Source organism: Streptomyces sp. NPDC048523, from assembly GCF_043199815.1.
GTDB lineage: Bacteria > Actinomycetota > Actinomycetes > Streptomycetales > Streptomycetaceae > Streptomyces.
The window spans coordinates 396,207-421,892 of sequence record NZ_JBICWQ010000007.1 but is presented as its reverse complement, the minus strand read 5'-3'; the positions used below and the strand labels follow the sequence as shown (position 1 = coordinate 421,892).

The 25,686-nt window shown below is 71.2% G+C and carries 24 protein-coding genes; 11 read left to right on the top strand and 13 right to left on the bottom strand.

Going from position 1 to position 25,686, the window contains the following annotated elements:
• The first annotated feature begins 18 nt into the window (after positions 1-18).
• The 4 genes from rimO (at position 19) to ACGFWE_RS33955 (ending at position 3,383) form a co-directional block, all read left to right on the top strand.
• On the top strand, positions 19-1,515 hold the full coding sequence (rimO, locus tag ACGFWE_RS33970; protein WP_393603887.1) for a 30S ribosomal protein S12 methylthiotransferase RimO: 1,497 nt from the start codon (positions 19-21) through the stop codon (positions 1,513-1,515).
• The gene (gene pgsA, locus ACGFWE_RS33965; protein WP_352382450.1) at positions 1,512-2,351 is read left to right on the top strand and encodes a CDP-diacylglycerol--glycerol-3-phosphate 3-phosphatidyltransferase; all 840 of its coding nucleotides are present in this window, start codon (positions 1,512-1,514) and stop codon (positions 2,349-2,351) included. Before rimO ends, pgsA begins: the two co-directional genes overlap by 4 nt.
• Positions 2,348-2,893: a CinA family protein gene (locus tag ACGFWE_RS33960; RefSeq protein WP_352382448.1), complete on the top strand. Its 546-nt coding sequence runs from the start codon at positions 2,348-2,350 to the stop codon at positions 2,891-2,893. The genes pgsA and ACGFWE_RS33960 overlap by 4 nt, the downstream gene beginning before the upstream one ends.
• A 109-nt stretch (positions 2,894-3,002) precedes the next feature.
• Positions 3,003-3,383: a helix-turn-helix transcriptional regulator gene (locus ACGFWE_RS33955; protein WP_352382446.1), complete on the top strand. Its 381-nt coding sequence runs from the start codon at positions 3,003-3,005 to the stop codon at positions 3,381-3,383.
• A 525-nt stretch (positions 3,384-3,908) separates the two neighbouring features.
• On the opposite strand, the gene ACGFWE_RS33950 is transcribed toward ACGFWE_RS33955, so the two are convergent.
• The 3 genes from ACGFWE_RS33950 to ACGFWE_RS33940 all read right to left on the bottom strand — a co-directional run bounded on the left by ACGFWE_RS33950 (position 3,909) and on the right by ACGFWE_RS33940 (position 10,890).
• Entirely contained in the window at positions 3,909-4,673 is a 765-nt protein-coding gene (locus ACGFWE_RS33950) for an SDR family NAD(P)-dependent oxidoreductase (RefSeq protein ID WP_393603885.1), read from the bottom strand.
• A 32-nt stretch (positions 4,674-4,705) separates the two neighbouring features.
• The gene (locus ACGFWE_RS33945; protein WP_393603883.1) at positions 4,706-5,593 is read right to left on the bottom strand and encodes an Fpg/Nei family DNA glycosylase; all 888 of its coding nucleotides are present in this window, start codon (positions 5,591-5,593) and stop codon (positions 4,706-4,708) included.
• Between the two features lie 338 nt (positions 5,594-5,931).
• Positions 5,932-10,890, bottom strand: a complete 4,959-nt coding sequence (locus ACGFWE_RS33940; protein WP_393603881.1) for an ATP-dependent helicase — start codon at positions 10,888-10,890, stop codon at positions 5,932-5,934.
• Between the two features lie 201 nt (positions 10,891-11,091).
• Between ACGFWE_RS33940 and ACGFWE_RS33935 the strand changes: the two genes are divergently transcribed.
• Entirely contained in the window at positions 11,092-11,850 is a 759-nt protein-coding gene (locus ACGFWE_RS33935; RefSeq protein WP_352382437.1) for an AzlC family ABC transporter permease, read from the top strand.
• Entirely contained in the window at positions 11,847-12,155 is a 309-nt protein-coding gene (locus ACGFWE_RS33930) for an AzlD domain-containing protein (RefSeq protein ID WP_352382435.1), read from the top strand. Before ACGFWE_RS33935 ends, ACGFWE_RS33930 begins: the two co-directional genes overlap by 4 nt.
• A 72-nt stretch (positions 12,156-12,227) precedes the next feature.
• Here the strand turns inward: ACGFWE_RS33930 and ACGFWE_RS33925 are convergent, their stop codons facing one another.
• On the bottom strand, positions 12,228-13,172 hold the full coding sequence (locus ACGFWE_RS33925; RefSeq protein WP_393603878.1) for a hypothetical protein: 945 nt from the start codon (positions 13,170-13,172) through the stop codon (positions 12,228-12,230).
• Between the two features lie 79 nt (positions 13,173-13,251).
• Between ACGFWE_RS33925 and ACGFWE_RS33920 the strand changes: the two genes are divergently transcribed.
• Complete coding sequence (locus ACGFWE_RS33920) at positions 13,252-13,446, top strand: DUF3046 domain-containing protein (RefSeq protein WP_355734159.1); 195 nt, start codon at positions 13,252-13,254, stop codon at positions 13,444-13,446.
• 127 nt (positions 13,447-13,573) lie between these two features.
• Positions 13,574-14,833 (top strand): AI-2E family transporter, encoded by a 1,260-nt coding sequence (locus tag ACGFWE_RS33915; protein WP_352382429.1) that lies wholly within the window; start codon positions 13,574-13,576, stop codon positions 14,831-14,833.
• Between the two features lie 10 nt (positions 14,834-14,843).
• Here ACGFWE_RS33915 and ACGFWE_RS33910 read toward each other — a convergent pair whose 3' ends face one another.
• Together ACGFWE_RS33910 and ACGFWE_RS33905 are read right to left on the bottom strand one after the other, a co-directional pair.
• Positions 14,844-15,659 carry a hypothetical protein gene (locus tag ACGFWE_RS33910; RefSeq protein WP_352382427.1) on the bottom strand — a complete coding sequence of 272 codons (816 nt, stop codon included), beginning with the start codon at positions 15,657-15,659 and terminating at the stop codon, positions 14,844-14,846.
• Positions 15,656-15,847 carry a hypothetical protein gene (locus tag ACGFWE_RS33905; RefSeq protein WP_352382426.1) on the bottom strand — a complete coding sequence of 64 codons (192 nt, stop codon included), beginning with the start codon at positions 15,845-15,847 and terminating at the stop codon, positions 15,656-15,658. Before ACGFWE_RS33905 ends, ACGFWE_RS33910 begins: the two co-directional genes overlap by 4 nt.
• A 333-nt stretch (positions 15,848-16,180) precedes the next feature.
• Between ACGFWE_RS33905 and recA the strand changes: the two genes are divergently transcribed.
• Both recA and recX read left to right on the top strand, forming a co-directional pair.
• Positions 16,181-17,305, top strand: a complete 1,125-nt coding sequence (recA, locus tag ACGFWE_RS33900; protein WP_352382424.1) for a recombinase RecA — start codon at positions 16,181-16,183, stop codon at positions 17,303-17,305.
• 4 nt (positions 17,306-17,309) lie between these two features.
• Complete coding sequence (gene recX / locus ACGFWE_RS33895) at positions 17,310-18,242, top strand: recombination regulator RecX (protein ID WP_393603875.1); 933 nt, start codon at positions 17,310-17,312, stop codon at positions 18,240-18,242.
• A gap of 250 nt (positions 18,243-18,492) precedes the next feature.
• Here recX and ACGFWE_RS33890 read toward each other — a convergent pair whose 3' ends face one another.
• From ACGFWE_RS33890 to ACGFWE_RS33860, 7 genes are all read right to left on the bottom strand, one after another.
• Entirely contained in the window at positions 18,493-19,029 is a 537-nt protein-coding gene (locus tag ACGFWE_RS33890; RefSeq protein WP_393603873.1) for a cysteine dioxygenase, read from the bottom strand.
• Positions 19,030-19,105: 76 nt separating this feature from the next.
• The gene (locus ACGFWE_RS33885; RefSeq protein WP_309506048.1) at positions 19,106-19,153 is read right to left on the bottom strand and encodes a hypothetical protein; all 48 of its coding nucleotides are present in this window, start codon (positions 19,151-19,153) and stop codon (positions 19,106-19,108) included.
• Positions 19,154-19,269: 116 nt separating this feature from the next.
• Positions 19,270-20,874 (bottom strand): FAD-dependent monooxygenase, encoded by a 1,605-nt coding sequence (locus tag ACGFWE_RS33880; RefSeq protein WP_393603871.1) that lies wholly within the window; start codon positions 20,872-20,874, stop codon positions 19,270-19,272.
• A 188-nt stretch (positions 20,875-21,062) separates the two neighbouring features.
• Positions 21,063-21,974 (bottom strand): amino acid ABC transporter permease, encoded by a 912-nt coding sequence (locus ACGFWE_RS33875; RefSeq protein ID WP_393603869.1) that lies wholly within the window; start codon positions 21,972-21,974, stop codon positions 21,063-21,065.
• On the bottom strand, positions 21,971-22,639 hold the full coding sequence (locus tag ACGFWE_RS33870; RefSeq protein WP_352382416.1) for an amino acid ABC transporter permease: 669 nt from the start codon (positions 22,637-22,639) through the stop codon (positions 21,971-21,973). The genes ACGFWE_RS33875 and ACGFWE_RS33870 overlap by 4 nt, the downstream gene beginning before the upstream one ends.
• Before the next feature lie 108 nt (positions 22,640-22,747).
• The gene (locus tag ACGFWE_RS33865; RefSeq protein ID WP_352382414.1) at positions 22,748-23,593 is read right to left on the bottom strand and encodes a glutamate ABC transporter substrate-binding protein; all 846 of its coding nucleotides are present in this window, start codon (positions 23,591-23,593) and stop codon (positions 22,748-22,750) included.
• A gap of 110 nt (positions 23,594-23,703) precedes the next feature.
• On the bottom strand, positions 23,704-24,480 hold the full coding sequence (locus ACGFWE_RS33860; RefSeq protein WP_352382412.1) for an amino acid ABC transporter ATP-binding protein: 777 nt from the start codon (positions 24,478-24,480) through the stop codon (positions 23,704-23,706).
• A gap of 301 nt (positions 24,481-24,781) precedes the next feature.
• Between ACGFWE_RS33860 and ACGFWE_RS33855 the strand changes: the two genes are divergently transcribed.
• Entirely contained in the window at positions 24,782-25,468 is a 687-nt protein-coding gene (locus ACGFWE_RS33855) for a response regulator transcription factor (protein WP_352382410.1), read from the top strand.
• Positions 25,469-25,686 lie beyond the last annotated feature (218 nt).

The window sequence follows — 25,686 nt, the reverse complement described above, 5'->3', positions numbered from 1 at the left end:
CGAAGTAGTCTTGAGCCCATGCCTGAACGCCGTACCGTCGCACTCGTCACTCTTGGCTGCGCCCGCAACGAGGTGGACTCGGAGGAGCTCGCAGGCCGTTTGGAGGCGGACGGCTGGGATCTCGTGGAGGACGCCGCAGACGCGGATGTCGCCGTCGTCAACACCTGTGGCTTCGTCGAGGCCGCCAAGAAGGACTCCGTCGACGCCCTCCTGGAGGCCAACGACCTCAAGGGCCACGGCAGAACCCAGGCCGTCGTGGCGGTGGGCTGCATGGCCGAGCGGTACGGCAAGGACCTCGCCGAGGCCCTGCCGGAAGCGGACGGGGTGCTCGGCTTCGACGACTACGCCGACATCTCCGACAGGCTCCAGACGATCCTCAGCGGTGGTATCCACGCCGCGCACACCCCGCGCGACCGGCGCAAGCTCCTGCCGATCAGCCCCTCCCAGCGCCAGGAGTCCGCGGCGTCCGTCGCGCTGCCCGGACACGCGCCGGCCGCCGAAGCCCCCGAGGCGGCACCCGCCGACCTTCCGGAGGGGCTGGCTCCGGCCTCCGGCCCCCGTGCGCCCCTGCGCCGCCGTCTGGACGGCTCCCCGGTCGCCTCGGTGAAGCTCGCCTCGGGCTGCGACCGGCGCTGCTCCTTCTGCGCCATCCCGTCCTTCCGCGGCTCCTTCATCTCCCGCCGCCCCTCGGACGTCCTCAACGAGACGCGCTGGCTGGCCGAGCAGGGCGTCAAGGAGATCATGCTGGTCTCCGAGAACAACACGTCGTACGGCAAGGACCTCGGAGACATCCGCCTCCTCGAGTCCCTCCTGCCCGAGCTCGCCGAGGTCGACGGTCTCGAACGCGTGCGGGTCAGCTACCTCCAGCCCGCCGAGATGCGGCCCGGCCTGATCGACGTGCTCACCTCCACCCCCAAGGTGGTGCCCTACTTCGACCTGTCCTTCCAGCACTCCGCTCCCGACGTGCTGCGCGCCATGCGCCGCTTCGGCGACACCGACCGCTTCCTGGAGCTCCTCGACACCATCCGGGGCAAGGCCCCCGAGGCCGGCGTGCGCTCCAACTTCATCGTGGGCTTCCCCGGCGAGACCGAGGCCGACCTCGCCGAGCTGGAGCGGTTCCTGAACGGCGCGCGACTGGACGCCATCGGTGTCTTCGGGTACTCCGACGAGGAGGGCACCGAAGCGGCGACGTACGAGAACAAGCTGGACGAGGACCTCGTCGCCGAGCGTCTGGCGCGTGTCTCCCGGCTCGCCGAGGAACTCGTCTCGCAGCGCGCCGAGGAGCGCGTCGGCGAGACCGTGCACGTGCTGGTCGAGTCCGTCGACGAGGAGGGCGTGTACGGCCGCGGCGCGCACCAGGCGCCGGAGACCGACGGCCAGGTGCTGCTCACGAGCGGCGAAGGTCTGAGTGTCGGTCGTATGGTCGAGGCGAAGGTGGTCGGTACCGAAGGTGTCGACCTGGTGGCCGAGCCGCTCGACGGCTCGCTCGCGTGTAGTGAGGAGGCGGGCAGATGACCGGAGTTCCGGCGTCCGCTGCGGGTGGCCCCTCCGCCGCGAAGGGCGGACCGGCGGGCGCGGTCTCGGGCGCCGCGTCCGGCGCGGCACCGAGCACTCCCTCGGACCTGGTCTCCGGTACGGCCGCCGAGGTGCGCGCCGGTGCCGTCCCCGGCGTGGGGATCGTGGCCGGAGCGGCTTCGGAGGCCGACGTCGACTCCGGCGCGAAGCCCGCGCGCGGGGGGAAGATCACGGCCGCGGCCGTCAACCAGGCCAGCGTCTGGAACATCGCCAATCTGCTGACCATGCTCCGGCTGGTCCTCGTGCCCGGCTTCGTCGCCCTGATGCTGGCCGACGGCGGACACGACCCCGCGTGGCGCTCGTTCGCCTGGGCGGCCTTCGCGGTCGCCATGATCACCGACCTGTTCGACGGTCACCTGGCGCGTGCCTACAACCTCGTCACGGACTTCGGGAAGATCGCCGACCCCATCGCCGACAAGGCGATCATGGGGGCGGCGCTGATCTGTCTCTCCGGGCTCGGCGACCTGCCCTGGTGGGTGACGATCGTCATCCTCGGCAGGGAACTGGGCATCACCCTGCTGCGTTTCCTCGTCATCCGGTACGGCGTGATCCCGGCGAGCCGGGGCGGCAAGCTCAAGACCCTCGGCCAGGGCATCGCCGTAGGGATGTACATCCTGGCGCTGACGGGGTGGCTGGCCACCGCGAGGTTCTGGGTGATGGCTGTGGCGGTCGTGCTGACCGTCGCGACCGGACTCGACTATGTGAGACAGGCCATTGTCCTGCGCAGGCAGGGAATCGCCGAGCGCAGGGCGGCGTTGGAGGAGACGGAAGCGTGAATTCCCCGGCCGCTCAAGTGGTGCAACTACTCACCGTGAAGGGTCAGACGCTCGCGGTCGCCGAGTCGCTCACCGGCGGGCTGGTTGCGGCGGAAATCACAGCGGCTCCCGGCGCGTCCCAGGCGTTCCGGGGTTCGGTGACCGCCTACGCCACCGAACTGAAGCATGAGCTGCTGGGTGTCGACGCCACCCTGCTGGACCAGAGAGGTGCGGTGGATCCGCAGGTCGCGGCCCAGATGGCGGCTGGAGTGCGCAAGGCACTCGGCGCCGACTGGGGCATCGCGACCACCGGAGTCGCGGGCCCCGAACCGCAGGACGGCAAGCCCGTCGGAACGGTTTTCGTGGCCGTCGACGGGCCCTCCGCGGGCGCGTCCGAGGCAACGAATGGCGGGAAAGTGACCGCGCTGCGGTTGAACGGCGACCGCGCGGAAATTCGTATGGAGAGTGTACGGAGCGTACTCGCACTCCTCCTGGAGGAGCTCGCGAGCGAACAGACCGGGAATGAGCGGGCACAGGATACGGAACGGAACGGGGGGTTTTGATGTTTGCAGCCCTGAGTGAACACGACATCGCTCCCCGCACGGCCGCGGCGCAAGGCGGTACGGTGGGGCGTGAAGGATGCGGCTACGCGGTCCGAGGAGGGAGCCACCGATGATTCTGCTCCGTCGCCTACTGGGTGACGTGCTGCGTCGGCAGCGCCAGCGCCAGGGCCGTACTCTGCGCGAAGTCTCCTCCTCCGCCCGAGTCTCACTCGGCTATCTCTCCGAGGTGGAGCGGGGGCAGAAGGAGGCTTCCTCCGAACTGCTCTCCGCGATCTGCGACGCGTTGGACGTACGGATGTCCGAGCTCATGCGGGAAGTGAGCGACGAGCTCGCCCTCGCCGAGCTGGCCCAGTCTGCTGCGGCCACCCCCCGCGAGCCCGTACCGGCGCCCGTGCGCCCGATGCTGGGTTCTGTGTCGGTGAAGGGTGTGCCACCGGAACGAGTGACCATCAAGGCGCCGAGCGAAGCGGTGGACGTCGTAGCGGCGTGACGCTCGCGCTCGGTGTGCCATCGCGCTGATGGCTCGCCGAGAGGAAGTCTGCGAGGCCCCGGACGGGTTTCTCCAGCTGGTCTGGAGAGGCGCCGGTCGGGGTTTTCGTGCATCTTGGAGCGACGGCCGCGCCGATGCGTCCGTGTGCCCTTGGTGCGCCCTCCCCGGGAATGGGGCGGCCGTCTAGCGTCCGGGCCGGAGGTGGCTGCATGGCGGGGCCGACAGTACGCCGGGGGATGGCTCTCGGGCTCGGGGCACTGTGGTGGTGCGCTGTGGCGCGGCTGGTGCTGGCCCCGGACGCCGGGGTGCTCGAAGGGGCGGTCGCGGCGGGTGGGTGGGGGCTGAGCCTGCTGCCGGTGCACTGTGTGCCGAAGGCGCGGGCCGCGGGGGCCGTGGCCGCTGGACGGTGGCGTCAGGCGTGGCGGGCGGGGAGACCTGCGGGGGCGGTCGTGCACGCCGCGGAGGCCGGGGATGATGGTGCGGAGGCCGGGGATGATGGTGCGGAGGCCGGGGATGAGGGTGCGGCTACCACGGCATCGCCACCCCGCCGTTCGGGCGGAGGATCTGGCCCGTCGTGAAGGACGAGGCGTCGCAGGCCAGGTAGAGCACGGCGTGGGCGATGTCCTCCGGTTCGCCGACGCGCTTGAGCGGGGACATGCGGGACATGAGCGCCTCGGTGCGGGCCTGGGCCTCCTGGTCGTGGCGGTCGGTCATGGGGGTGCGGATCCAGCCCGGCGCGACGGCGTTGACCCGGATGCCGTATCCGCCGACCTCGGTGGCCAGGGTCTTGGTGAGCTGGACCACGGCTGCCTTGGCCGCGCCGTAGCAGAGCAGACCGGGGCCGCCCGTGTCCACGGCCCCGGAGGCCATCGTGACGATGCTCCCTCCCGTCTTCCGCTCGATCATCAGGCGGGCCGCTTCCTGGCAGGCGTGGAGCACACCCTTGAAGTTGACGTTCAGAACACGGTCGAGGTCCTCGTCCGTCGTCTCCAGGACCGGGCTGCTGTGCATGATCCCGGCGACCGCGGCCAGCACATCGAGGCGCTCGCAGGAGGTGATGGCCTCACGGAGCTGTTCGCGGTCGGTGACGTCGAGAGGGTGGGAGTGCGCGGTGCCGCCGGCGTCCTTGATCAAGGACGCCGTCTCGTGCAGTCCCGACGCGTCGAGGTCGGCGCCGTGGACGGTGGCGCCCGCCTGGGCGAGCAGGACGGCACTCGCGCGGCCGATGCCGCTGGCGGCGCCGGTGACGAACGCGGTGCGTCCGGTGAGGTCGTACGCGCTGACGGCCATGGAGCGACGGTACGAGCGTTTCTGACGGGGCGTCAATTGGTCGTACGGCGTGGGGTTCTGGGGGTGCCTTCGTCCGGTGCCCTGCGGTGTGGGGTGGGGCTCGGGGTCGGGCCGGTCTGGCAGTGCGGGCACCAGTACGTGGGGCGTTCTCGGGACCCGTCGCCCTGGTCGGCGACGCGGATGGAGGTGCGGCAGCGCAGGCACGGGCGGGGGGCGCGGCCGTAGACGAACAGGTCCTGGCCGCGGCGGCCCGTCGTGCCGGTCGTGGTGGTCGTGCCGGTCGTCCTGCGGATCGGGCGGTCGCGGTTGGCCTCCAGGAGTTTCTTGGCGAGCGCGGGGAGCTGTGCGGCGCGGTCTGCGGGGAGGGCGCCGACGGGGAGCCAGGGGGTGACGCCGAGCAGGAAGCAGAGTTCGCTCTTGTAGACATTGCCGATGCCCGCGAGATTGCGCTGGTCGAGGAGGGCCTCGCCGAGAGGGCGGGCCCGGTCCTGGAGCAGGTTGGCGAGGGCGCGCTCGGGGTCCCAGTCCGGGCCGAGGAGGTCGGGGCCGAGGTGGCCGACGGCCTTGTGCTCGTCCGCGGTGCGGATCAGTTCGAGGACGGGGAGGCGGTAGCCGACGGCTGTGCGGTCGGTGTTGGCCAGGATGGCGCGGATCTGGTGGGTGGGGCCGCCTGTCCAGCGCTGGTTCTCGGCGTACACCTTCCAGGAGCCGTCCATGCGGAGGTGGGAGTGGAGGGTCAGGCCGCCTTCGATGCGGGTGAGGAGGTGCTTGCCGCGAGGGGTGACGTCCAGGACCCTGCGGCCCGTGAGGTCGGCTGTGGCGTATTTCGGCACCCTGAGGTCGCTGCGGGTCAGCACCTTGTCCGCGAGGGCGGTGTGCAGGCGCTTGGCGGCTTGCCAGACGGTGTCTCCTTCGGGCATGGGTCAAGGGTGGCATGGGGATGGGGGTCTGGTGCGGCTGCGGGTGGTGGGTTCGGCCTCGGCTTCGCCTTCGGCCGGTTTGGTCCCACCCGCACCACCCGTGCGGGATTCATGGTCGGGTGCGGGTGGCCCCTGTGGGGCGTGCTCGTCGGCGGCTGCGGCTGCGGCGGCGTGGTGGGGCGTTCGTGGCGCGGTCGCGCTCCTGGGGCAGCCGGGGGCCGGTGCGCCGGGTGGGTGCTGGCGTTCGTGACGCGCGGGGCCGCGCCTCGTCCCGCCTTCCCCCCGGGCCCGGCGCGGGGCTGCGGCGACGGGGCCACGGTGCTGTGAGGTGTGGGGAGTCAGGCGCGTAGCCGCAGACCCCGTGGGGTGGCGATGAAGCCCGCTGTTTCCAGGAGGGTGCCGAGAGGGGAGGTCAGGGCTGCGGTGCCGTTGACGCGTTCCACTGTGACGGTGCCCAGCGAACCGGCCTTGGCGGCTGCGGCGAGGGCCTCGGACGCCGTGCGGAGACGGGGATCGTCGCTGGGGGTGGTGTCGGGGGCTGAGGGCCAGGCCAGGAGGGTCTTGCCGCCCCGCTCCATGTAGAGGGTGAGCTCGCCGTCCACGAGGACCACGAGGGAGCCCGCCTTGCGGCCCGGCTTGTGCCCTGCCTCGGTCGGGGGGTCGGGCCAGGGGAGGGCGGCCCCGTAGGCGTTGGCGGGGTCGGCTGCGGCGAGGACCACGGCTCGGGAGGCGTCGGAGGCGGTCTGTCTGCGGTTGCCGAAGCCGGAATCGTACGAGGGGGTGCCCTGCCAGTGCTGGGGGGTGGGCTGGGGCGGGTAGTCGCGCGGTGAGACGTACTCGTCGCGGGAGGCGGGGGACGCGGCGGGCGGGGAACCGAAAGTGAGGGCCGGGTCGGCTTCCTGGCCGGGGCCGTCGGGGTGGTCGAAGGCGCGGGTCCAGTCCCAGTCCTCGGTCGCGGGGTCGCCTTGTGCGCGGTCGTGGGTTGCCCCGGGGGCGTCGGGTGCCACGTCCGAAGTCCAGATGTCGGGAGCGCCGCTCTGCGGCAGCGGCTCGCCGCGGTCGCGGGCGTTGGACACCGCGCGGAGACGGTCGACCGCGCCGTCCATGGCGAACTGGGCGGCGCCGAGACCCTCCACCACGTAACCGCGGCGGGCCTGGCCACTGTCCTCGAAGGCGGAGAGGATGCGGTACGTCGCCGAGAAGCCGCCCTCGACACCCTCCGCCGACACGGCTCCCCGGGTGACCACTCCGTGCCGGTCGAGGAGGGTCCGGGCCAGGGCGTGGGCGCGCACGGTCGGGTCGGCCTCGCGGGGCGGGAGCAGGGACCAGCGGCCGGCTACGGTCGGCGGTCCGGTGCGGGAGGCGGGCCGGGCGGCCGCGGTGAGGGAGCCGTAGCGGCCGCGGGGGATCGTACGTTTCGCGCGGTGGGCGGTGGCACCGGCGGTGCGGCCGGAGCCCAGCAGAGAGCGCATGGGGGTGAGGGTGTCGTTGGTGAGCCGCCCGGACCAGGCCAGATCCCATAGGGCGTCGGCGAGTTGGGGGTCGGTGGCGTCGGGGTGGGTGGTGGCGCGGACCTGGTCGGCGATCTGGCGGAAGAACAGGCCGTAACCGCCGGTGAGGGCGTCCAGGACGGACTGGTGGAGCGCCGTCAGTTCCAGGGGGTGGGGAGGTGGCAGCAGGAGGGGGGCCGCGTCCGCCAGGTACAGGGAGACCCAGCCGTCCTTGCCCGGGAGCGCGCCCGCTCCGGCCCACACGATCTCTCCGGCGGCGGTGAGCTCGTCGAGCATGGCCGGGGTGTAGTTCATGACGCGTGACGGCAGGACGAGTTTCTCCAGGGCGGAGGCGGGCACGGAGGCGCCCTGCAACTGCTCCACGGCACGCACCAGCCCGTCGACGCCGCGCAGGGAGTGGCCCTTGCCGATGTGCTGCCACTGCGGCAGGAACTGGGCCAGGGCCGATGGCGGCACCGGTTCGAGTTCGTGCCGCAGGGCCGCCAGGGAGCGGCGGCGCAAGCGGCGGAGCACGGTCGCGTCACACCACTCCTGGCCGATGCCCGCCGGGTGGAACTCTCCCTGGACCACACGTCCGCTCGCGGCCAGGCGCTGCAACGCACCCTCGGTGACCGCCGTGCCCAGGCCGAAGCGGGCGGCGGCCGTCGCCGAGGTGAAAGGGCCGTGGGTGCGGGCGTAGCGCGCGAGGAGGTCACCCAGAGGGTCCTTGACCGGTTCGGTGAAAGCCTCCGGGACGCCGACCGGCAGCGCTGTGCCGAGGGCGTCGCGCAGGCGCCCCGCGTCCTCGATCGCCGCCCAGTGGTCGGCGCCGCCGACCCGGACCTTGATCGCGCGACGGGATCGGGCGAGTTCCTGCGCCCACTGTGGTTCGGCGCCGCGCTCGGCCAGCTCGGCGTCCGTGAGCGGGCCGAGGACGCGGAGGATGTCCGCGACGCCCTCGACGTCCTTGACCCGGCGGTCCTCGGCGAGCCACTGGAGCTCGCGCTCCAGCTCGGTCAGCACCTCGGCATCGAGCAGCTCGCGCAGCTCCGCCTGGCCCAGGAGCTCGGCCAGCAGACGCGAGTCCAGCGAGAGGGCCGCCGCCCGGCGCTCGGCGAGGGGCGAGTCACCCTCGTACAGGAACTGGGCGACATAGCCGAAGAGGAGGGAGCGGGCGAAGGGGGAGGGCTCGGGGGTGGTGACCTCGACCAGGCGGACCCTGCGGGACTCCAGGTCGCCCATGAGCTCGACTAGACCGGGGACGTCGAAGACGTCCTGGAGGCACTCGCGGACCGCCTCCAGGACGATCGGGAACGACCCGAACTCGCTCGCCACCTGGAGCAGTTGGGACGCACGCTGGCGCTGCTGCCACAAGGGCGTGCGCTTACCGGGGTTGCGGCGCGGCAGCAGGAGCGCCCGGGCGGCGCATTCGCGGAAGCGGGCGGCGAACAGGGCCGAGCCGCCGACCTGGTCGGTGACGATCTGGTCGACCTCGCCCTTGTCGAAGACGACGTCCGCGGCGCCCACCGGAGCCTGCTCGGCGTCGTACTCGGTGCCGCTCCTGGTCGGTTCCCGGTCGAGGAGGTCCAGGCTCATCATGTCGGCGTCGGGCAGTCGCAGGACGATGCCGTCGTCGGCGTGCATGACCTGGGCGTCCATGCCGTAGCGCTCGGAGAGCTTGGCGCCGAGGGCGAGGGCCCAGGGGGCGTGGACCTGGGCGCCGAAGGGGGAGTGGACGACGACCCGCCAGTCGCCGAGTTCGTCCCGGAAGCGCTCCACGACGATCGTCCGGTCGTCCGGGACATGGCCGCAGGCCTCGCGCTGCTCGTCCAGGTACGAGATGACGTTGTCCGCCGCCCATGCGTCCAGGCCCGCCGTGAGGAGGCGCAGGCGGGCGTCCTTCTTGGGCAGGGAACCGACCTCGCGGAGGAACGCGCCCACCGCGCGGCCCAGCTCGAGGGGGCGGCCCAGCTGGTCGCCCTTCCAGAAGGGGAGCCTGCCGGGGACGCCGGGGGCGGGGGAGACCAGGACGCGGTCGCGGGTGATGTCCTCGATGCGCCAGGAGCTGGTGCCCAGCGTGAAGACGTCCCCGACGCGGGACTCGTAGACCATCTCCTCGTCGAGCTCGCCGACCCTTCCGCCGCCCTTCTTGGGGTCGGAGCCGGCCAGGAAGACGCCGAAGAGGCCGCGGTCGGGGATGGTGCCGCCGGAGGTGACGGCGAGGCGCTGGGCGCCGGGGCGGCCGGTGATCGTGCCGGCGATGCGGTCCCAGACCACGCGCGGGCGCAGTTCGGCGAAGGCGTCGGAGGGATAGCGGCCCGCGAGCATGTCGAGGACCGCGGTGAAGGCGGACTCGGGGAGGGAGGCGAAGGGGGCCGCCCTGCGGACCGTGGAGAGGAGGTCGTCGAGCTGCCAGGTGTCCATGGCGGTCATCGCGACGAGCTGCTGGGCGAGGACGTCCAGGGGGTTCGCGGGGACCTTCAGGGACTCGATGGAGCCGGTCCGCATGCGTTCCGTGACGACCGCTGCCTGGACCAGGTCGCCTCGGTACTTCGGGAAGACCACGCCGGTGGAGACCGCGCCGACCTGGTGGCCCGCGCGGCCGACGCGTTGCAGGCCGGAGGCCACGGAGGGGGGCGACTCGACCTGGATCACCAGGTCCACCGCCCCCATGTCGATGCCGAGCTCGAGGCTGGACGTGGCCACCACGGCCGGGAGCCGGCCCGCTTTGAGGTCTTCCTCGACCAGGGCGCGCTGTTCCTTGGAGACCGAGCCGTGGTGGGCGCGGGCGATGACCTGGGGCGCGCCCTGGGCCGCGCCAGAGCCGCCCATGAGTTCGGCCGGGGCGTGGTGTTCGTCCAGGGGTTCGCCGGTGGCCCGCTCGTAGGCGATCTCGTTGAGTCGGTTGCAGAGGCGTTCCGCGAGGCGGCGGGAGTTCGCGAAGACGATCGTGGAGCGGTGGGACTGGACGAGGTCGGCGATCCGCTCCTCCACATGGGGCCAGATGGAGGGGCGTTCCGCGCCTTCGTTGCCCTCGGCGACCGGGGAGCCGCCGAGTTCGCCGAGGTCTTCGACCGGAACCACGACCGAGAGGTCGAACTCCTTGCCGGACTTCGGCTGGACGATCTCCACCTTGCGCTGAGGGGAGAGGTAGCGGGCGATCTCGTCCACGGGGCGGACCGTGGCGGAGAGGCCGATGCGGCGGGCCGGCTTCGGGAGGAGTTCGTCCAGGCGCTCCAGGGAGAGGGCCAGGTGGGCGCCGCGCTTCGTGCCGGCCACGGCGTGGACCTCGTCGAGGATCACTGTCTCGATGCCGGTGAGTGCGTCCCGGGTTGCCGACGTCAGCATCAGGAACAGGGATTCCGGAGTGGTGATCAGGATGTCCGGGGGGCGGGTGGCCAGGGCCCGGCGCTCGGCCGGAGGGGTGTCGCCGGAGCGGATGCCCACCTTGACCCCGGGCTCGGGCAGGCCCAGGCGGACGGATTCCTGGCGGATGCCGGTGAGGGGGCTGCGGAGGTTGCGCTCCACGTCGACGGCGAGGGCCTTGAGAGGGGAGACGTACAGCACCCGGCAGCGCTTCCTGGGGTCCGCGGGCGGGGGTGTGGAGGCAAGCTGGTCCAGAGCGGCGAGGAAGGCGGCCAGGGTCTTGCCGGAGCCGGTGGGGGCGACGACGAGCACGTCCGAACCCTCCGCGATGGCCTGCCACGCGCCGGCCTGGGCGATGGTGGGCGCGTCGAACGCTCCCGTGAACCAGCCGCGGGTGGCGGGGGAGAACCCGTTCAGGGCTCGGTGTGCAGGGCTGACCATGCGTCCATCCTGCACCCGAGCACTGACAATGGCCCTGACCTGCGGGTTGTCTTCGGCGATCGGGCGGGGGACGCCGGCGGCGTCTCCTCGCTGCTTCGCCCCCTCAAGGGGGCGGGGGTCCCCCACGGACCGGGGTTGCCGGACAGCCTGCCCCGACACCGCGGACGGCGTCGGCGTCGGCGTCGGCGTGACAATGGGCGCATGGCGGGTTTCAGGGAGCGGGCGCGGCACCGGCGGCGGTATGCCCAGTCGCGTACGGACGCCGACGGTGGGGGCAGGCCGGACGCCGCCGTCGTACGAGACGCCCTCGGGGTGGGGGTGGCCGTCGGACTGTCCGGGTTCGCCTTCGGGGTGACCTCGGCCGGCAGCGGGCTCACGCTGACGCAGACCTGTGCGCTCAGCCTCCTGGTGTTCACCGGTGCGTCCCAGTTCGCGCTCGTAGGAGCGCTCGCCGGCGGAGCAAGCCCGCTTGCAGCGGCCGCCGGGGCCTTCTTCCTTGGGGTGCGCAACGCGTTCTACGGGCTGCGGCTGTCGCAGTTGCTTGCCCTCCCGCGCCTGATGCGCCCCTTTGCCGCCCAGTGGGTCATCGACGAGACGGCGGCCGTTTCGCTGGCTCAGCCCACGCGGCGCAGTGCCCGCATCGGGTTCGCCGTCACGGGGCTGAGTCTGTACGTGCTGTGGAATCTGACGACCTTGCTGGGCGCCCTGGGAGCCGACGCGATCGGGGACACGCGCGCGTGGGGGCTGGACGCGGCCGGGCCCGCCGTCTTCCTGGCGCTTCTGGCGCCCATGGTGAAGAGCGGCACCGAGCGGGTCGTGGCCGGGCTCGCCGTGCTGCTGGGGCTCGGCCTGCTTCCTGTGCTGCCCGCCGGGGTGCCGGTGCTCGCGGCCGCTCTAGCCGCGCCTCTTGTCCTGTGGGTGCGAGGACGTCGTGAGCGGGTGCGGGGGGAGGGACGGTGAACGTCTGGGTCGCCATCGGGGCCACCGTCGTCGGTTGTTACGCCGTCAAGCTCCTCGGGCTGCTCGTGCCGGCGGGCGTTCTCGACCGGCCCCTCGTGAAGCGTCTTGCCGCGTTGCTGCCGGTGGCTCTTCTGGCCGCGCTCACCGCGCAGCAGACCTTCGCCGACGGGCGGGTGCCGGTGCTCGACGCGCGGGCCGCGGGGCTTGCCGCGGCCGCCGTGGCGCTGCTCCTGCGGGCGCCGTTCCTACTGGTGGTCGCGGCCGCGGTGGTCGTGACGGCGGGGGTACGGGCGATCGGGGCGTGACGGCGGCGGTGCGGGCCGTAGGGACGCGAGAGGCCGCCGTCACGCGGGTGTGGGCGTGACCCTTGTGTCGGCTCAGCCGACTTCGCGGCCGTAAGCGCGCAGGGTCTGCAGGGCCTCGATCGTCACCAGGGGGCGCGCTTCGGAGGCCGTGGTGGGTGCCCAGTGGCGTCGGCGGGTCGGCCAGCCGCCGTCCTCCCGCTGTTCGGCCGCGAGGAAGTCCAGCGAACGGGACATCTCGTCGTCCGTGAACCACGCGCGCGCGAGGGAGTCCGGCGTCTTCGCGTAGTCGTGCGGGAAGTGGTGCTCACCCGGGGCGTAGCCGGGAAAGACGGGGGACGCCTCGAGGTTCGAGGGGTCCAGCGCGGCCAGACGCTGCTCGCGCACCAGGCGGCCGAGGCGGTCGGCGGTCGCCTGCGCGCGCGGGCGGTCGGGGACGGAGTCCAGGAAGGTCAGCGCGGCCTGGATCTCGTCCGGGTGGGACACCTGGAGTGACTCAACGGCCTGCCAGCAGAAGTCCGTGGCCCGGAACAGCCAGGCGTGCCACACCTCGTTGCGGTGCAGCAGACCGACCACGGGGCCGGTGGCGAGCAGTTCGCTCGGCGGGGCGTCCACGACCGGCATATAGGGGGCCGTCGGATAGCCGCGCTGGGCGGGAGTGACCGCCGGGAGTGCGCCGTCCGGAGTGGACACGGAGGTGAGATAGCGGCACACGCGCTCCACACGCTGTCCGCCGCAGCGTCGGACGGCGTCCAGCACGCGCAGGGCGTGAGCGGTGTGCAGGGGCTGGCTGACCGGGCCGCGCAGATCCGGCTCCAGCGCGTGGCCGTAGCCGCCGTCCGCGTTGCGGTAGGCATCCAGGGCCGTCTCCACCGGGTCGGGGCCGCCGTTCAGGAAGTGGTACGCGAACAGACGCTGTTCCAGCACACGCGCGGTGAGCCAGACGAAGTGCTCGGCGCGGAAGAGCGGGGAGTGCGCCGGTGGCGTCTGGGGGAGTGGGGAAGCTCCTGTTTCGGGCATGCGTCAGACCGTAGGGCGGAAAGCGGTCTCGGCAAGCGGTCCCGGCCGAGGCCACCCCCAGGGGCGGGATACTGGAGTCATGCGGTTGACGGTCTTCTGGCAGCGGATGGCGGAACACTTCGGTCCGGGGTACGCCGACACCTTCGCGCGCGATCATGTGATGACGGAGCTCGGTGGGCGCACGGTGCACGAGGCGCTGGACGCGGGCTGGGACGCCAAGGACGTGTGGCGTGTGGTGTGCACCGTGATGAACGTTCCGGGCGAGCGGCACTGAGACGGCGTGGACATTCCGGGGAGACGTTGCGACCGGTGGGCGTGAATATCTCCCGAAAGTGGCACTGACCGGTCACGAAGATCGCAGGACGGCAGCCATTGTCAGTCGGGTGGGCGAGACTTGCTCCGTGGCACCCACTGACGAGTCCGGGCAGGCAGCCCAGCACGCATCTCCGCTCGGCGCGACGCCCCCCACGCGGCCCCCGGCCGACGGCGCCGGGCCGAACGCCCGCATGCCGCGCTGGCTGCCGCGTGCCATGGTGCTCGCGCTCGCCCTCATCGCCGTGTTCCAGTTCGGCAGTTGGGCCTTCCACCAGCTGATCGGCCTGCTGACCAACATCCTCATCGCCTTCTTCCTGGCCCTGGCCATCGAACCCGCGGTGAGCAAGATGGCCTCGCGGGGCATGCGCAGGGGGCTCGCCGCCTTCTTCGTCTTCTTCGGTGTGCTGATCGTGACCGCCGGCTTCGTCACGCTGCTCGGGTCCATGCTCGCGGGCCAGATCATCAAGATCGTCGAGGATTTCCCGGACTACCTCGACTCCGTCATCGCCTGGATCAACGGGCACTTCCACACCGAGCTGAAGCGGGTGGACGTCCAGGAGGGGCTGCTGCGCTCCGACTGGCTGCGCAACTACGTGCAGAACAGCGCCACCGGCGTCCTGGACGTCTCCGCCCAGGTCCTCGGCGGCCTCTTCCAGTTGCTGACGATCGGGCTGTTCTCGTTCTACTTCGCCGCGGACGGCCCCCGGCTGCGCCGCACGATCTGCTCCGTCCTGCCGCCCGCCCGCCAGGCCGAGGTGCTGCGCGCGTGGGAGATCGCCGTGGACAAGACCGGCGGCTACATCTACTCGCGCGGTCTGATGGCGCTCGCCTCCGGAGTCGCGCACTTCGTCCTGCTCCAGGCCCTCGACGTGCCGTACGCGCCCGTGCTTGCCGTGTGGGTCGGCCTGGTCTCGCAGTTCATCCCGACCATCGGCACCTATCTCGCGGGCGCCCTGCCCATGCTGATCGCCTTCACGGTCGATCCCTGGTACGCGCTGTGGGTGCTGGTCTTCGTGGTGATCTACCAGCAGTTCGAGAACTACGTCCTCCAGCCCAAGCTGACCTCGAAGACCGTCGACATCCACCCCGCGGTCGCCTTCGGCTCGGTCATCGCGGGCACCGCCCTCCTCGGCGCGGTCGGTGCCCTGATCGCCATTCCGGCGGTCGCCACCCTGCAGGCGTTCCTGGGGGCGTACGTGAAGCGGTACGCCGTCACCGACGACCCACGTGTCCACGGCCACCGGAGGCGGGGCGAGGGGCCCTCGCCGGTCACGCGTGTGCGTGCGCTGTGGCAGCGGCGGCGGCCGGAAACCCAGGACTCCGCCGACGGCGACGACTCGTCCTGAGGGTGCGGGTTCAGTAGGTGAGGGCGGCCCACACCGCGGCGCCGATGACGGCCGTGACGTAGGAGCCGAGCGCCGCGTACAGGAGCCGTCGCCGTAGTGGCTCGCTCCAGGGCGTGCGCGACAGCAGCCAGGCCAGTGCGGGCAGGACCAGGACCGCGTGCAGGCTCACACCGTGCAGCGGCTTGAGCGGGGCGGTCGAGTGGTAGGCCGCCTCCTGGTGGCCGGTGCGGGTGAGGACGACACCGCGCGCGATCATCGCGGCGCCCGAGGCGAGCGCGACCAGCAGGATGGCGAACCCCGACCGCACCGCCAGGTCCATCCCCGCCGGGCCCGAGGGCCGGTGGCGGAAGGAGGCGACCGCGAACACCGTCAGCAGCACCACCAGGACGCCGCCGCCCACCGCCAGCGTCATGGACACCGCCGTGTCGAAGGGTGTCTCCATGTCGAGGTGCGAGGGCACCCCGCGCCACGCCTGGAGGGTGATACCACCGACCTCCACCGCACAGTCCGCCGCGAACACCGCGAGGAGCAGGGCCCGTGGCCGCGGGCCGAGGCGCAGATACGACGTGACCCAGGTGACCGCGATCAGGGTCACCCCGAAGGACACCCCGAACGTCACCGGCTTGCGCCAGGAGACCGGTCCGTCCCAGGGGCCGCCGTCCACGGCGAACACCACCAGGTGCGCGAGCCCGGAGAGGACCAGGAGAAGACCGGTGATGTGGCACAGACGCTCCACGCGGCGTGCACCGCCGGCCCGCCGTACCGACGTCCGGGCCGGAGCCGGAGCCGGAGCCGCGGAAGCATCCGTCAGGGCCGGGTCCATCATGCCCGCGCTCCCTTCCGGGCCAGGCAGGCCGCGGAGAGACGGTCTCCGGTGTCCGGGGTCGGGATCCCACCCACACCGATGAACAGGGTGCGCCAGGTCGGCAGGGCCGCCGCCGCGAGCGGGATGACGAGGCCGGGCGGCACGGGGGTGGGCGAGGTCGCTTCTCGGGTGCTCGTCGGGGTCTGCATGGCACAAGACTCGCGGGGACGGCCCGTGCGGTCGTCGTACCGCCGAAGGCACCTGAAGTACGCCGGGGGAAGTAGCCGCAGAGGGGCCGGAGGAAGCCGCCGGAGCGGGCAGCGGGAAGTGTCCCGGGTGCCGCGTGGTGCGCTTGACACGAAAATCGAACATCCATTCATATGGAAGCTCCGGCGATGCCAACGACGGGCGTTTCGACATGGTTCGCATGGAGAAGTCCCCTAGTTATCCACAGGCTGGACGGGCGTCGGGGCGCATTGTCAGTGGCAGGCGTTAGCGTCTTTGACGTGAAGCGATCGACTCAAGCAAACCGGGTGGAACCCATGGCAGGAACCGACCGCGAGAAGGCATTGGATGCCGCTCTCGCACAGATTGAACGGCAGTTCGGCAAGGGCGCCGTCATGCGCCTCGGCGAGCGGCCGAACGAGCCCATCGAGGTCATCCCCACCGGGTCGACCGCACTCGACGTCGCCCTCGGCGTCGGCGGCCTGCCGCGTGGCCGCGTGGTGGAGGTGTACGGACCGGAGTCCTCCGGCAAGACCACGCTGACCCTGCACGCGGTGGCCAACGCGCAGAAGGCCGGCGGCCAGGTCGCCTTCGTGGACGCGGAGCACGCCCTCGACCCCGAGTACGCGAAGAAGCTCGGCGTCGACATCGACAACCTGATCCTCTCCCAGCCGGACAACGGCGAGCAGGCCCTGGAAATCGTGGACATGCTGGTCCGCTCCGGCGCCCTCGACCTCATCGTCATCGACTCCGTCGCAGCGCTCGTCCCGCGCGCGGAGATCGAGGGCGAGATGGGCGACAGCCACGTCGGTCTGCAGGCCCGTCTGATGAGCCAGGCACTGCGGAAGATCACCAGCGCGCTCAACCAGTCCAAAACCACAGCCATCTTCATCAACCAGCTCCGCGAGAAGATCGGCGTGATGTTCGGCTCCCCCGAGACCACGACCGGTGGCCGGGCGCTGAAGTTCTACGCCTCGGTGCGACTCGACATCCGCCGCATCGAGACCCTGAAGGACGGCACCGACGCGGTCGGCAACCGCACCCGCGTCAAGGTCGTCAAGAACAAGGTCGCGCCGCCCTTCAAGCAGGCCGAGTTCGACATCCTCTACGGCCAGGGCATCAGCCGCGAGGGCGGCCTGATCGACATGGGCGTCGAGAACGGCTTCGTCCGCAAGGCCGGCGCCTGGTACACGTACGAGGGCGACCAGCTCGGCCAGGGCAAGGAGAACGCGCGCAACTTCCTCAAGGACAACCCCGACCTGGCCAACGAGATCGAGAAGAAGATCAAGGAGAAGCTGGGCGTCGGCGTGCGGCCCGAGGAGCCTGCCGCGGAGCCGGGTGCGGACGCCGCGGTGTCCGCTGCCGCGGACGACGTCGCGAAGGTGCCGGCTCCGGCGGCCGCGAAGGCGACGAAGGCCAAGGCTCCGGCCGCCAAGAGCTGATCCCGTGACACGGCGAACCGACTGGGCTGAGTACGAGGACGCTCCGCGAGGGTGGAGCGGAAAGGGCGACGGGGGTTCTGCTCGGCCGGGCGGCGACGGGTACGGGGACGGCACGGGGCATGGAGCGGACGGGGGACACGGCCGTTCGGTGTCGTACGGCGACGACTTCGTTCACGGCGCCGGTCCGTCCTACCGCGGCGACCGTTCCCACAGTGACGGGGGGACGTACGGCGACGGTGGGCCGGGCGGCGACGAGTCCGGTGACGGGGAGGCGCGTGGTTCCGGGGCGTTCGGCCGGAGCTCGCGTCGAGGCGGCGGAGCACCTGGCGCGGGCGGTACCCGCGGGCGTCGGCAGCGCCGGCGCGGCTTCGGGGACTCGCCCGGTGAGGACGGAGGCGGCCCCTCCTTGTCGAGGGCCGAGCAGGGGGAGCCTCCGGCGGACCCGGTGGAGCGGGCGCGGGCGATCTGTCTGCGCCTGCTCACCGGGACCCCGCGCACGCGGAAGCAACTCGCCGACGCGCTGCGCAAGCGGGAGATTCCCGACGACGCCGCCGAGGAGGTGCTGTCGCGGTTCGAGGAGGTCGGGCTGATCAACGACAGCGCGTTCGCGGAGGCCTGGGTGGAGTCCCGGCACCACGGCCGGGGACTCGCCCGGCGGGCGCTCGCCCAGGAACTGCGCACCAAGGGCGTCGACCCCACGCTGATCGACGCGGCCGTCTCGCAGCTCGACTCCGAGCAGGAGGAGACGACGGCCCGCGAACTCGTCGACCGCAAGTTGCGCGCGACACGTGGCCTCGACCGCGACAAGCGACTGCGCCGCCTCGCAGGCATGCTCGCCCGCAAGGGCTACTCCGAGGGGTTGGCCCTGCGGGTGGTCCGGCAGGCGCTGGAGGAGGAGGGGCAGGAGACGGAGTTCCTCGGCGACGAGGGGTTCTGAAAGGGTTGTGCCCGGCGCGGGTGAGGCATCGCCGAGCAGGCAGGACCGGGCATCCCTGGCGGGATGCCGGCCCTGGGGAGATGCCCCGGTAGCGACCCTGGGCTGCAGGACCGCCGAGGAGCCGGCCGCAGATACCGGCCAGACCCTGCCGCCCGTGCCCACCCTCCTCGACGGCCTCAAGGAACTGCGCCCTCGGGGCAACAGCCGTCACCGACAGGCTCCGATCCGCTCGTAGCCCGCGCCTACCCGCCTACTGCCAGTCCTCCGGCCGCTCCACGTGCTCCAGTCGCAGGATCTGGCCCGTGCGGCTGTAGCGGCGGATCTGGGGGAGGGGCGGGTAGTAGGCGTGTACGGAGATCGCGTGGACCTCGGTGGACTCGTTGAGGACCTCGTGGACGTGGTGCTGCCCGAAGGAGCGGCCCTTGCCGGCGGGCAGTCGTCGCTCGCGGTCGACCTCGTCGGAGAGTTCCAGGGTCTTCCAGCCGTCGGCGGGCAGCCGGGCGGCGAGGGAGTTCTCCTTGAGCTCGCCCGCGGCGGTGATGAAGGCGCCGACGGACTCGGCGTGGTCGTGCCACCCGGTGCCGGTGCCGGGCGGCCAGCCGATCAGCCAGGCCTCGCTGCCGCCGGGCCCTTCCAGGCGCACCCAGGTGCGGCCCTCGGGGTCGAGCGGGAGCGAGTCGATCAACTCGGCGTCGGCGGCGGTGCGCCGTACGAAGTCGAGGAGTTCGGCCTGGGTGGGCGGCGCGACGGCGGCGGAGACCGAGGGGAAGGCGGGGGAGACAGACACGGGTACCGTCCTGAGAAAGTTCGCGACAGCGTGCCGTCGCACAGGCGCGGCACGCGGGAAAGAGGGAGAGGCGAATTCAGCAGGACGGGCGACACACGCAACCCGCATAGCGGACGAGGTCCATATGGACCCTCCGCCACAGGCGCACACAGGTGTCGGTCACGATCCGGAGTACACCATGAGGGCCCGAGGCGTTTCAACTCACTGTCACTATGTGGACGCACAGTGACAGTGAGCACGTCAACGCGAGCCGGCCCCCGCGTCCGCCCCGGTCTTCGCCGGAGGTCCTCCGAGCGCCGTCTCGGCCGCCGAGTACAGGTCGGCCGGGCGGACCCCGCTCAGTGCCGTGACGAGGTGGCCGTCGGGCCGTACGAGGAGGATCGTGTGCGGGGCCGCGCCCGGGTACTCCTCGGCGACCAGGAGCTCGGCGGAGTGCGGCAGTGCGGTCACCGCCGCGACCAGGCGGGGCATGATTCCGGCGGTCACCCAGTGCTTGCGCTCCCACACCCCGGTGCCCGGCGCGATCAGGACGACGAGCAGCGCGCCACGGCCGAGGCGCTCGCGCAGCCGTACGAACGAGCCGTCCTCGGCGGTGACCCGCACATCCGCGACCGGCGACCCCGGGAGCGTGTCCACGGGCACCTCTCCTTCGAGGTGCAGGGGCGCGAGGGGCGAGTCGGCGTACGCCCCGGGCGCGCCGAGCGGGCCGCGCCCCAAGTGACCGTCCGTGAGCAACGCGTCGTGGCCGCGGGCCGAGCCGGGGACCACCGAGCGCAGGCCTCCGCCGCCGCGCAGCAGTGGCAGCGCCTGGTCGGCGGTGCGCAGCCGACCGGCGACGACCGCGCGCCGCTCGGCCTGGTAGCTGTCGAGAAGGGCCTCGTGAGGGCCGTGATGCCAGGCCAGGGCCAGTTTCCAGGCGAGGTTGTCGGCATCCCGGAGACTCTCGTCGAGCCCCTGTGTGCCGAGCGCCCCGAGGCAGTGCGCCGCGTCCCCGGCGAGGAAGACCCGCCCGGCGCGCCAACGGCGGGCCAGCCGGTGGTGCACGGTGTGGACTCCGGTGTCGAGGAGTTCGTACGGCGGTGTCGAACCGCCCGTCCAGCCGGCCAGGGTCTCCCGGACGCGGGCGACCAGGAGCTCGGGTGTGACCAGGTCCTTGCCCGGCGGCAGCAGCCAGTCCAGGCGCCACACACCCTCGGGGAGCGGGCGGGCGCTGATCTCGCCGGCCGACGGTCCGGAGGTCCGCCACGGCGGCATCCGGTGGAGCAACGCCCGGTCCTCCCAGGGGAGTTCCACGCGCAGGGCGGCGACCGCGTGGCGTTCCACGGCCGTACGGCCCGGGAAGCGGATGTCCTCGAGCTTGCGCACGGTGGAGCGCGTGCCGTCGCAGCCGACCAGGTAACTCCCGCGCCACCACGTGCCCTTGGGGCCGCGGGTGTGGGCGGTGACGCCCGAGGGCTCCTGCTCGATGGTGTCGAGACGGCTGTCCGGGATGAGCTTGACCAGCCGCTCCTCGGCGAGGGCGGTGCGCAGGGCGCCGGTGAGGACGTGCTGGGCGAGGTGCAGGGGGGCGTCCCCGGTCTCGTCGAAGTCGACCTCGCGCATCACCTGCTTGCGACGCATCGACCGCCATCCGGACCAGTGCACACCCAGCTCGGTGACCGGCACCCCGGTCAGCCGTGACATGAGGGCGGCGGTGTCCTCGTGCAGGACGGCGGTGCGCGCCAGGCGGGGTTCGTCCTTCCCGGGGCCCTCGTCGAGGACCACGGAAGGGACCTCCTGGCGGGCCAGCGCCAGGGCGAGCGTGAGCCCGACGGGCCCCGCTCCGACGATGATCACCGGGTCCACGGCGCGGCGCCCCCTGCCCGCAGCGGAATGCCGGGAGATGTATGTGAACAGGAGGTTGGAGCAGGGTGCACGATCACAGAACGTATGCAACCTATTGCCGGTGCTTGCGTCAAGTGACGGAGGCAGTGGCGATCATGCCACTGCCTCCGTGTCGTCCGGGTGGACCGTTCAACCCACTTGACTGACTGTCAGAATCCGCCGCCGGTGTTCTCGCCGGTTCCGTAGGCACCGCGCACCGCCGCCGGGTTGACCTCCACCGTGTCCTCGCCGAGCACCGCCCCCGTGCTCTTCTTGCTGCGCCGCAGCCGGCGCTCCAGCCAGCCGGCGAAGCTGGTCAGGGTGAAGTTCAGCGCGATGAAGATCAGCCCCACGACGATGAAGCTGGGGATGACGTTGGCGTAGTTGGCGGCCAACGTGCTGCGGGAGTTGAGCAGTTCGGTGAAGCCCAGCATGACGCCGCCCAGCGCGGTGTCCTTCACGATGACGACCAGCTGGCTGACGATGGCCGGGAGCATCGCGGTGACGGCCTGCGGGAGCAGGATGCTGGACATCGTCTGGCCCTTGCGCAGACCGACCGCGAAGGCCGCCTCCGTCTGCCCCTTGGGCAGCGAGAGGATGCCGGCCCGGACGATCTCGGCGAGCACCGAGGCGTTGTAGAGCACGAGGCCGGCGACAACGGCGTACAGGGGCCGCTGCTCACTGCTGACGTCGGTGTACTGGACGTAGAACTGGTTGGCGAACAGCATGAGCAGCAGGACCGGGATCGACCGGAAGAACTCGACCACCGTGCCGGCCACGCCCCGCACCCAGGCGTGGTCGGACAGCCGGGCGATGCCGAAGACCGCGCCCAGCGGCAGGGCGATCACCATGGAGATCGCCGCGGCCTTGAGGGTGTTGCCCAGGCCCGGCAGCAAGTAGGTCGTCCAGGCCTCACCGGTGGTGAAGGGCTCCCAGAGGTTCCACTCCAGCTGCTTCTTGTCGTCCATCTTCTGCCACAGCCACCACAGGAGGAGGACGAGCAGGAGGGCGAAGACGATGGACAGGACCACGTTGCGCCGTTTGGCGCGGGGGCCCGGAGTGTCGTAGAGGACCGAGCTCATCGCTTCACCGCCAGTCGCTTGGCGAGCCAGCCGAGGAGGAGGCCGGTCGGCAGGGTCAGTACTACGAAGCCGAGCGCGAAGACCGCGCCGATGGCGAGCGTCTGGGCCTCGTTCTCGATCATTTCCTTCATCAGGAGGGCGGCTTCGGCGACGCCGATCGCGGCCGCCACGGTGGTGTTCTTGGTGAGCGCGATGAGCACGTTGGCCAGCGGGCCGATGACCGAGCGGAAGGCCTGCGGCAGCACCACGAGGCGCAGGGTCTGGCTGAAGTTCAGCCCGATCGCGCGAGCCGCCTCGGCCTGGCCGAGCGGCACCGTGTTGATGCCGGAGCGGATCGCCTCGCAGACGAAGGCCGCGGTGTACGCGGTGAAGCCGAGCACCGCCAACCGGAAGCTCAGGGTGTCGAAGTTGTCCGCCGCGCCCAGCGTCATGCCGAAGATGTCGGCGAGGCCGAGCGAGGAGAAGACGATGATGACCGTGAGGGGGATGTTCCGGACGATGTTGACGTAGGCGGTGCCGAAGCCGCGCATCAACGGGACCGGACTGACCCGCATCGCGGCCAGCAGGGTGCCCCAGATCAGGGAGCCGACGGCGGACAGGGCGGTGAGTTTCACCGTCATCCAGAACGCCTCGAGGACGTCGTAACCTTCAAGAAAGTCGAACACGATCTCCCGCGCTTCCGGGTGTGTGGCGTGTGTGTGGCGTACATGGACAGGCGCGGCGCGCCGCCGCCCTGATCGCGGCGGGCGGCGGCGCGCCGGTGGGTCCCTGCGTTACTTGACGATGACGCCGACCTTCGGGGCGGGCTCGTTCTTGTAGCCGGCCGGGCCGAAGTTCTTGTCGACCGCCTTCTGCCAGGAGCCGTCGCTGACCATCTTCTGCAGGGCGGCGTTGACCTTGTTCAGGGTCGCGGTGTCGCCCTTCTTCACACCGATGCCGTAGTTCTCGTTGCTCAGCTTGAGGCCGGCGAGCTTGAACTGGCCCTGGTATTTGTCCTGCGCAGCGAAGCCCGCGAGGATCGAGTCGTCCGTGGTCACCGCGTCCACGGCGCCGCTCTGCAGGCCGGCGATGCACTCGGAGTAGCCGCCGTACTGCTTCAGCTGGGCCTTCGGGGCGAAGTCGTCGTGGACGTTCTGCGCCGAGGTGGAGCCGGTCACGGAACACAGCTTCTCGCCGTTGAGGTCCGTGGCCTCGCTGATCTTGGAGTCCTTCTTGACCAGCAGGTCCTGGTGGGCCAGCAGGTACGGGCCGGCGAAGGAGACCTTCTGCTTGCGCTCGTCGGTGATGGAGTAGGTGGCCGCGATGAGCTTCACGTCGTTACGGGCGAGCGCGTTCTCGCGGTCGGCGCTCTTGGTCTCGACGAACTCGATCTGGTCGGGCTTGTAGCCCAGCTGCTTGGCCACGTACGTCGCCACGTCCACGTCGAAGCCGGAGAAGGAGCCGTCGGGCTTCTTGAGGCCGAGGCCGGGCTGGTCGTACTTGATGCCGATCTTGATCGTGTCGCCACCGCCGGAACCCGAACCGGAGCCCTCGTCCTTGCTGTCGCCGCCGCAGGCGGTCGCGGACAGGGCGAGGGCGAGAACGGCGGCCGAGGCGGCGGTGACCTTGCGGAGCTTCATGATGAACATCCTTTTGGGTGGTGAAGAGAGTCGAGCCGTCGGTGGTCGATCCGGGTGGCACGTCAGCTGTGCGCTACGTCAACGATGTGACACCTCAACGGTGTGACACGTCAGTGGTGCAGGATCTTCGACAGGAAGTCCTTGGCACGGTCGCTGCGCGGATTGCTGAAGAACTGGTCGGGCGCAGCCTCCTCGACGATCCGTCCGTCCGCCATGAACACCACGCGGTTTGCCGCCGATCGTGCGAAACCCATCTCGTGCGTGACGACGATCATTGTCATGCCGTCGCGGGCGAGCTGCTGCATGACCTCCAGCACCTCGTTGATCATCTCGGGGTCGAGCGCCGACGTGGGCTCGTCGAAGAGCATGACCTTGGGGTCCATCGCCAGGGCCCGGGCGATGGCGACACGCTGCTGCTGACCGCCGGACAGCTGGGCGGGGTACTTGTCCGCCTGGGTGGCGACGCCGACCCGGTCGAGCAGGGCGCGCGCCTTCTCCTCGGCCTTCTTCTTGTCGGCCTTGCGGACCTTGATCTGGCCCAGCATCACGTTCTCGAGCACGGTCTTGTGCGCGAAGAGGTTGAAGGACTGGAAGACCATGCCGACGTCGGCGCGCAGCCGGGCCAGTTCCTTGCCCTCCTGGGGCAGCGGCTTGCCGTCGATGGCGATCGAACCCGTGTCGATCGTCTCCAGGCGGTTGATGGTGCGGCACAGGGTGGACTTCCCGGACCCGGAGGGTCCGATGACCACGACGACCTCGCCGCGGGCGATCGTCAGGTCGATGTCCTGGAGTACGTGCAACGCGCCGAAGTGCTTGTTGACGCTCTTCAGGACGACCAGTTCGCCGGTCGCGGCCGCGTCTTCCTTGGCCACCGATACTTCGGTCATCGCTTACTGGCTCCGTCCTCCTCGGTTTCGGAGGACAGTAGTGACCCCATGCGACCAGCGTCATTAGTCTTGAGGGGAATCTGAGCATCACGATCCGATAGCAATCGGACACGTGTCGTAGCACTTGCGACCAGTAGCCATATCGGCCGGGTAACGGAACCCCGGCGCAACCGGAATCCTCTTGACGCCGTCTTCATCCATCAGCATGACTGCACGGTGCGCACGCGCGCGTGCGGAAGCATATTTCTACCTGTTCACTGCCTATTCAGATAGTACGTCCGATGGATAAAAGGGGGCCGGGGTGAGACTTCTCCTCGTCGAGGACGACAACCATGTGGCCGCCGCGCTCTCCGCGGTGCTCGCCCGGCACGGTTTCGACGTCACGCACGCCCGCAGCGGCGAGGAGGCACTCCAGGCGCTCGTCCCCGAGGGCGACGGCTTCGGCGTCGTGCTGCTCGACCTCGGTCTGCCCGACCAGGACGGCTACGAGGTGTGCGGAAAGATCCGCAAGCGCACCAGTACCCCGGTGATCATGGTCACCGCCCGCTCCGACGTCCGCTCCCGCATCCACGGGCTCAACCTCGGCGCCGACGACTATGTGGTCAAGCCGTACGACACGGGGGAGCTCCTCGCCCGCATCCATGCCGTCAGCCGGCGCACCGTCCACGAGGACACGCCCGGCGGCGCGGACACGGCGCTGGTCCTCGGAGCCGTACGCATCGAACTGCCGACCCGTCAGGTCACCGTGGACGGCACGGTCGTCCAGCTCACCCGCAAGGAGTTCGACCTCCTCGCGCTGCTCGCCCAGCGGCCCGGTGTGGTCTTCCGGCGCGAGCAGATCATCAGCGAGGTCTGGCGCACGAGCTGGGAGGGGACCGGGCGGACGCTGGAGGTACATGTGGCGTCCCTGCGCGCGAAGCTGCGGATGCCGGCGCTGATCGAGACGGTGCGGGGGGTCGGGTACCGGTTGGTGGCGCCGGGGGTGTGAGGCAGTGGGGGGCGGGGGCGCCGCCTCGGGGCCCGGAGCTGTGCGAGGCTCGGGGGAGGAAAACGGGTCGGGTGAGGGACGGTGGCTGTGGGCGCGGGTGAGCCGGGCGGTGAGGGTGCCCGCGGGGGTGGCCGGGGTCGGGGACAGGGCGGTGCGGGTGCCGGGGTTCGGCCGTGCCGGGGTGCGGTACCGCCCGCACCTCGACGTGCCGCCCGTGT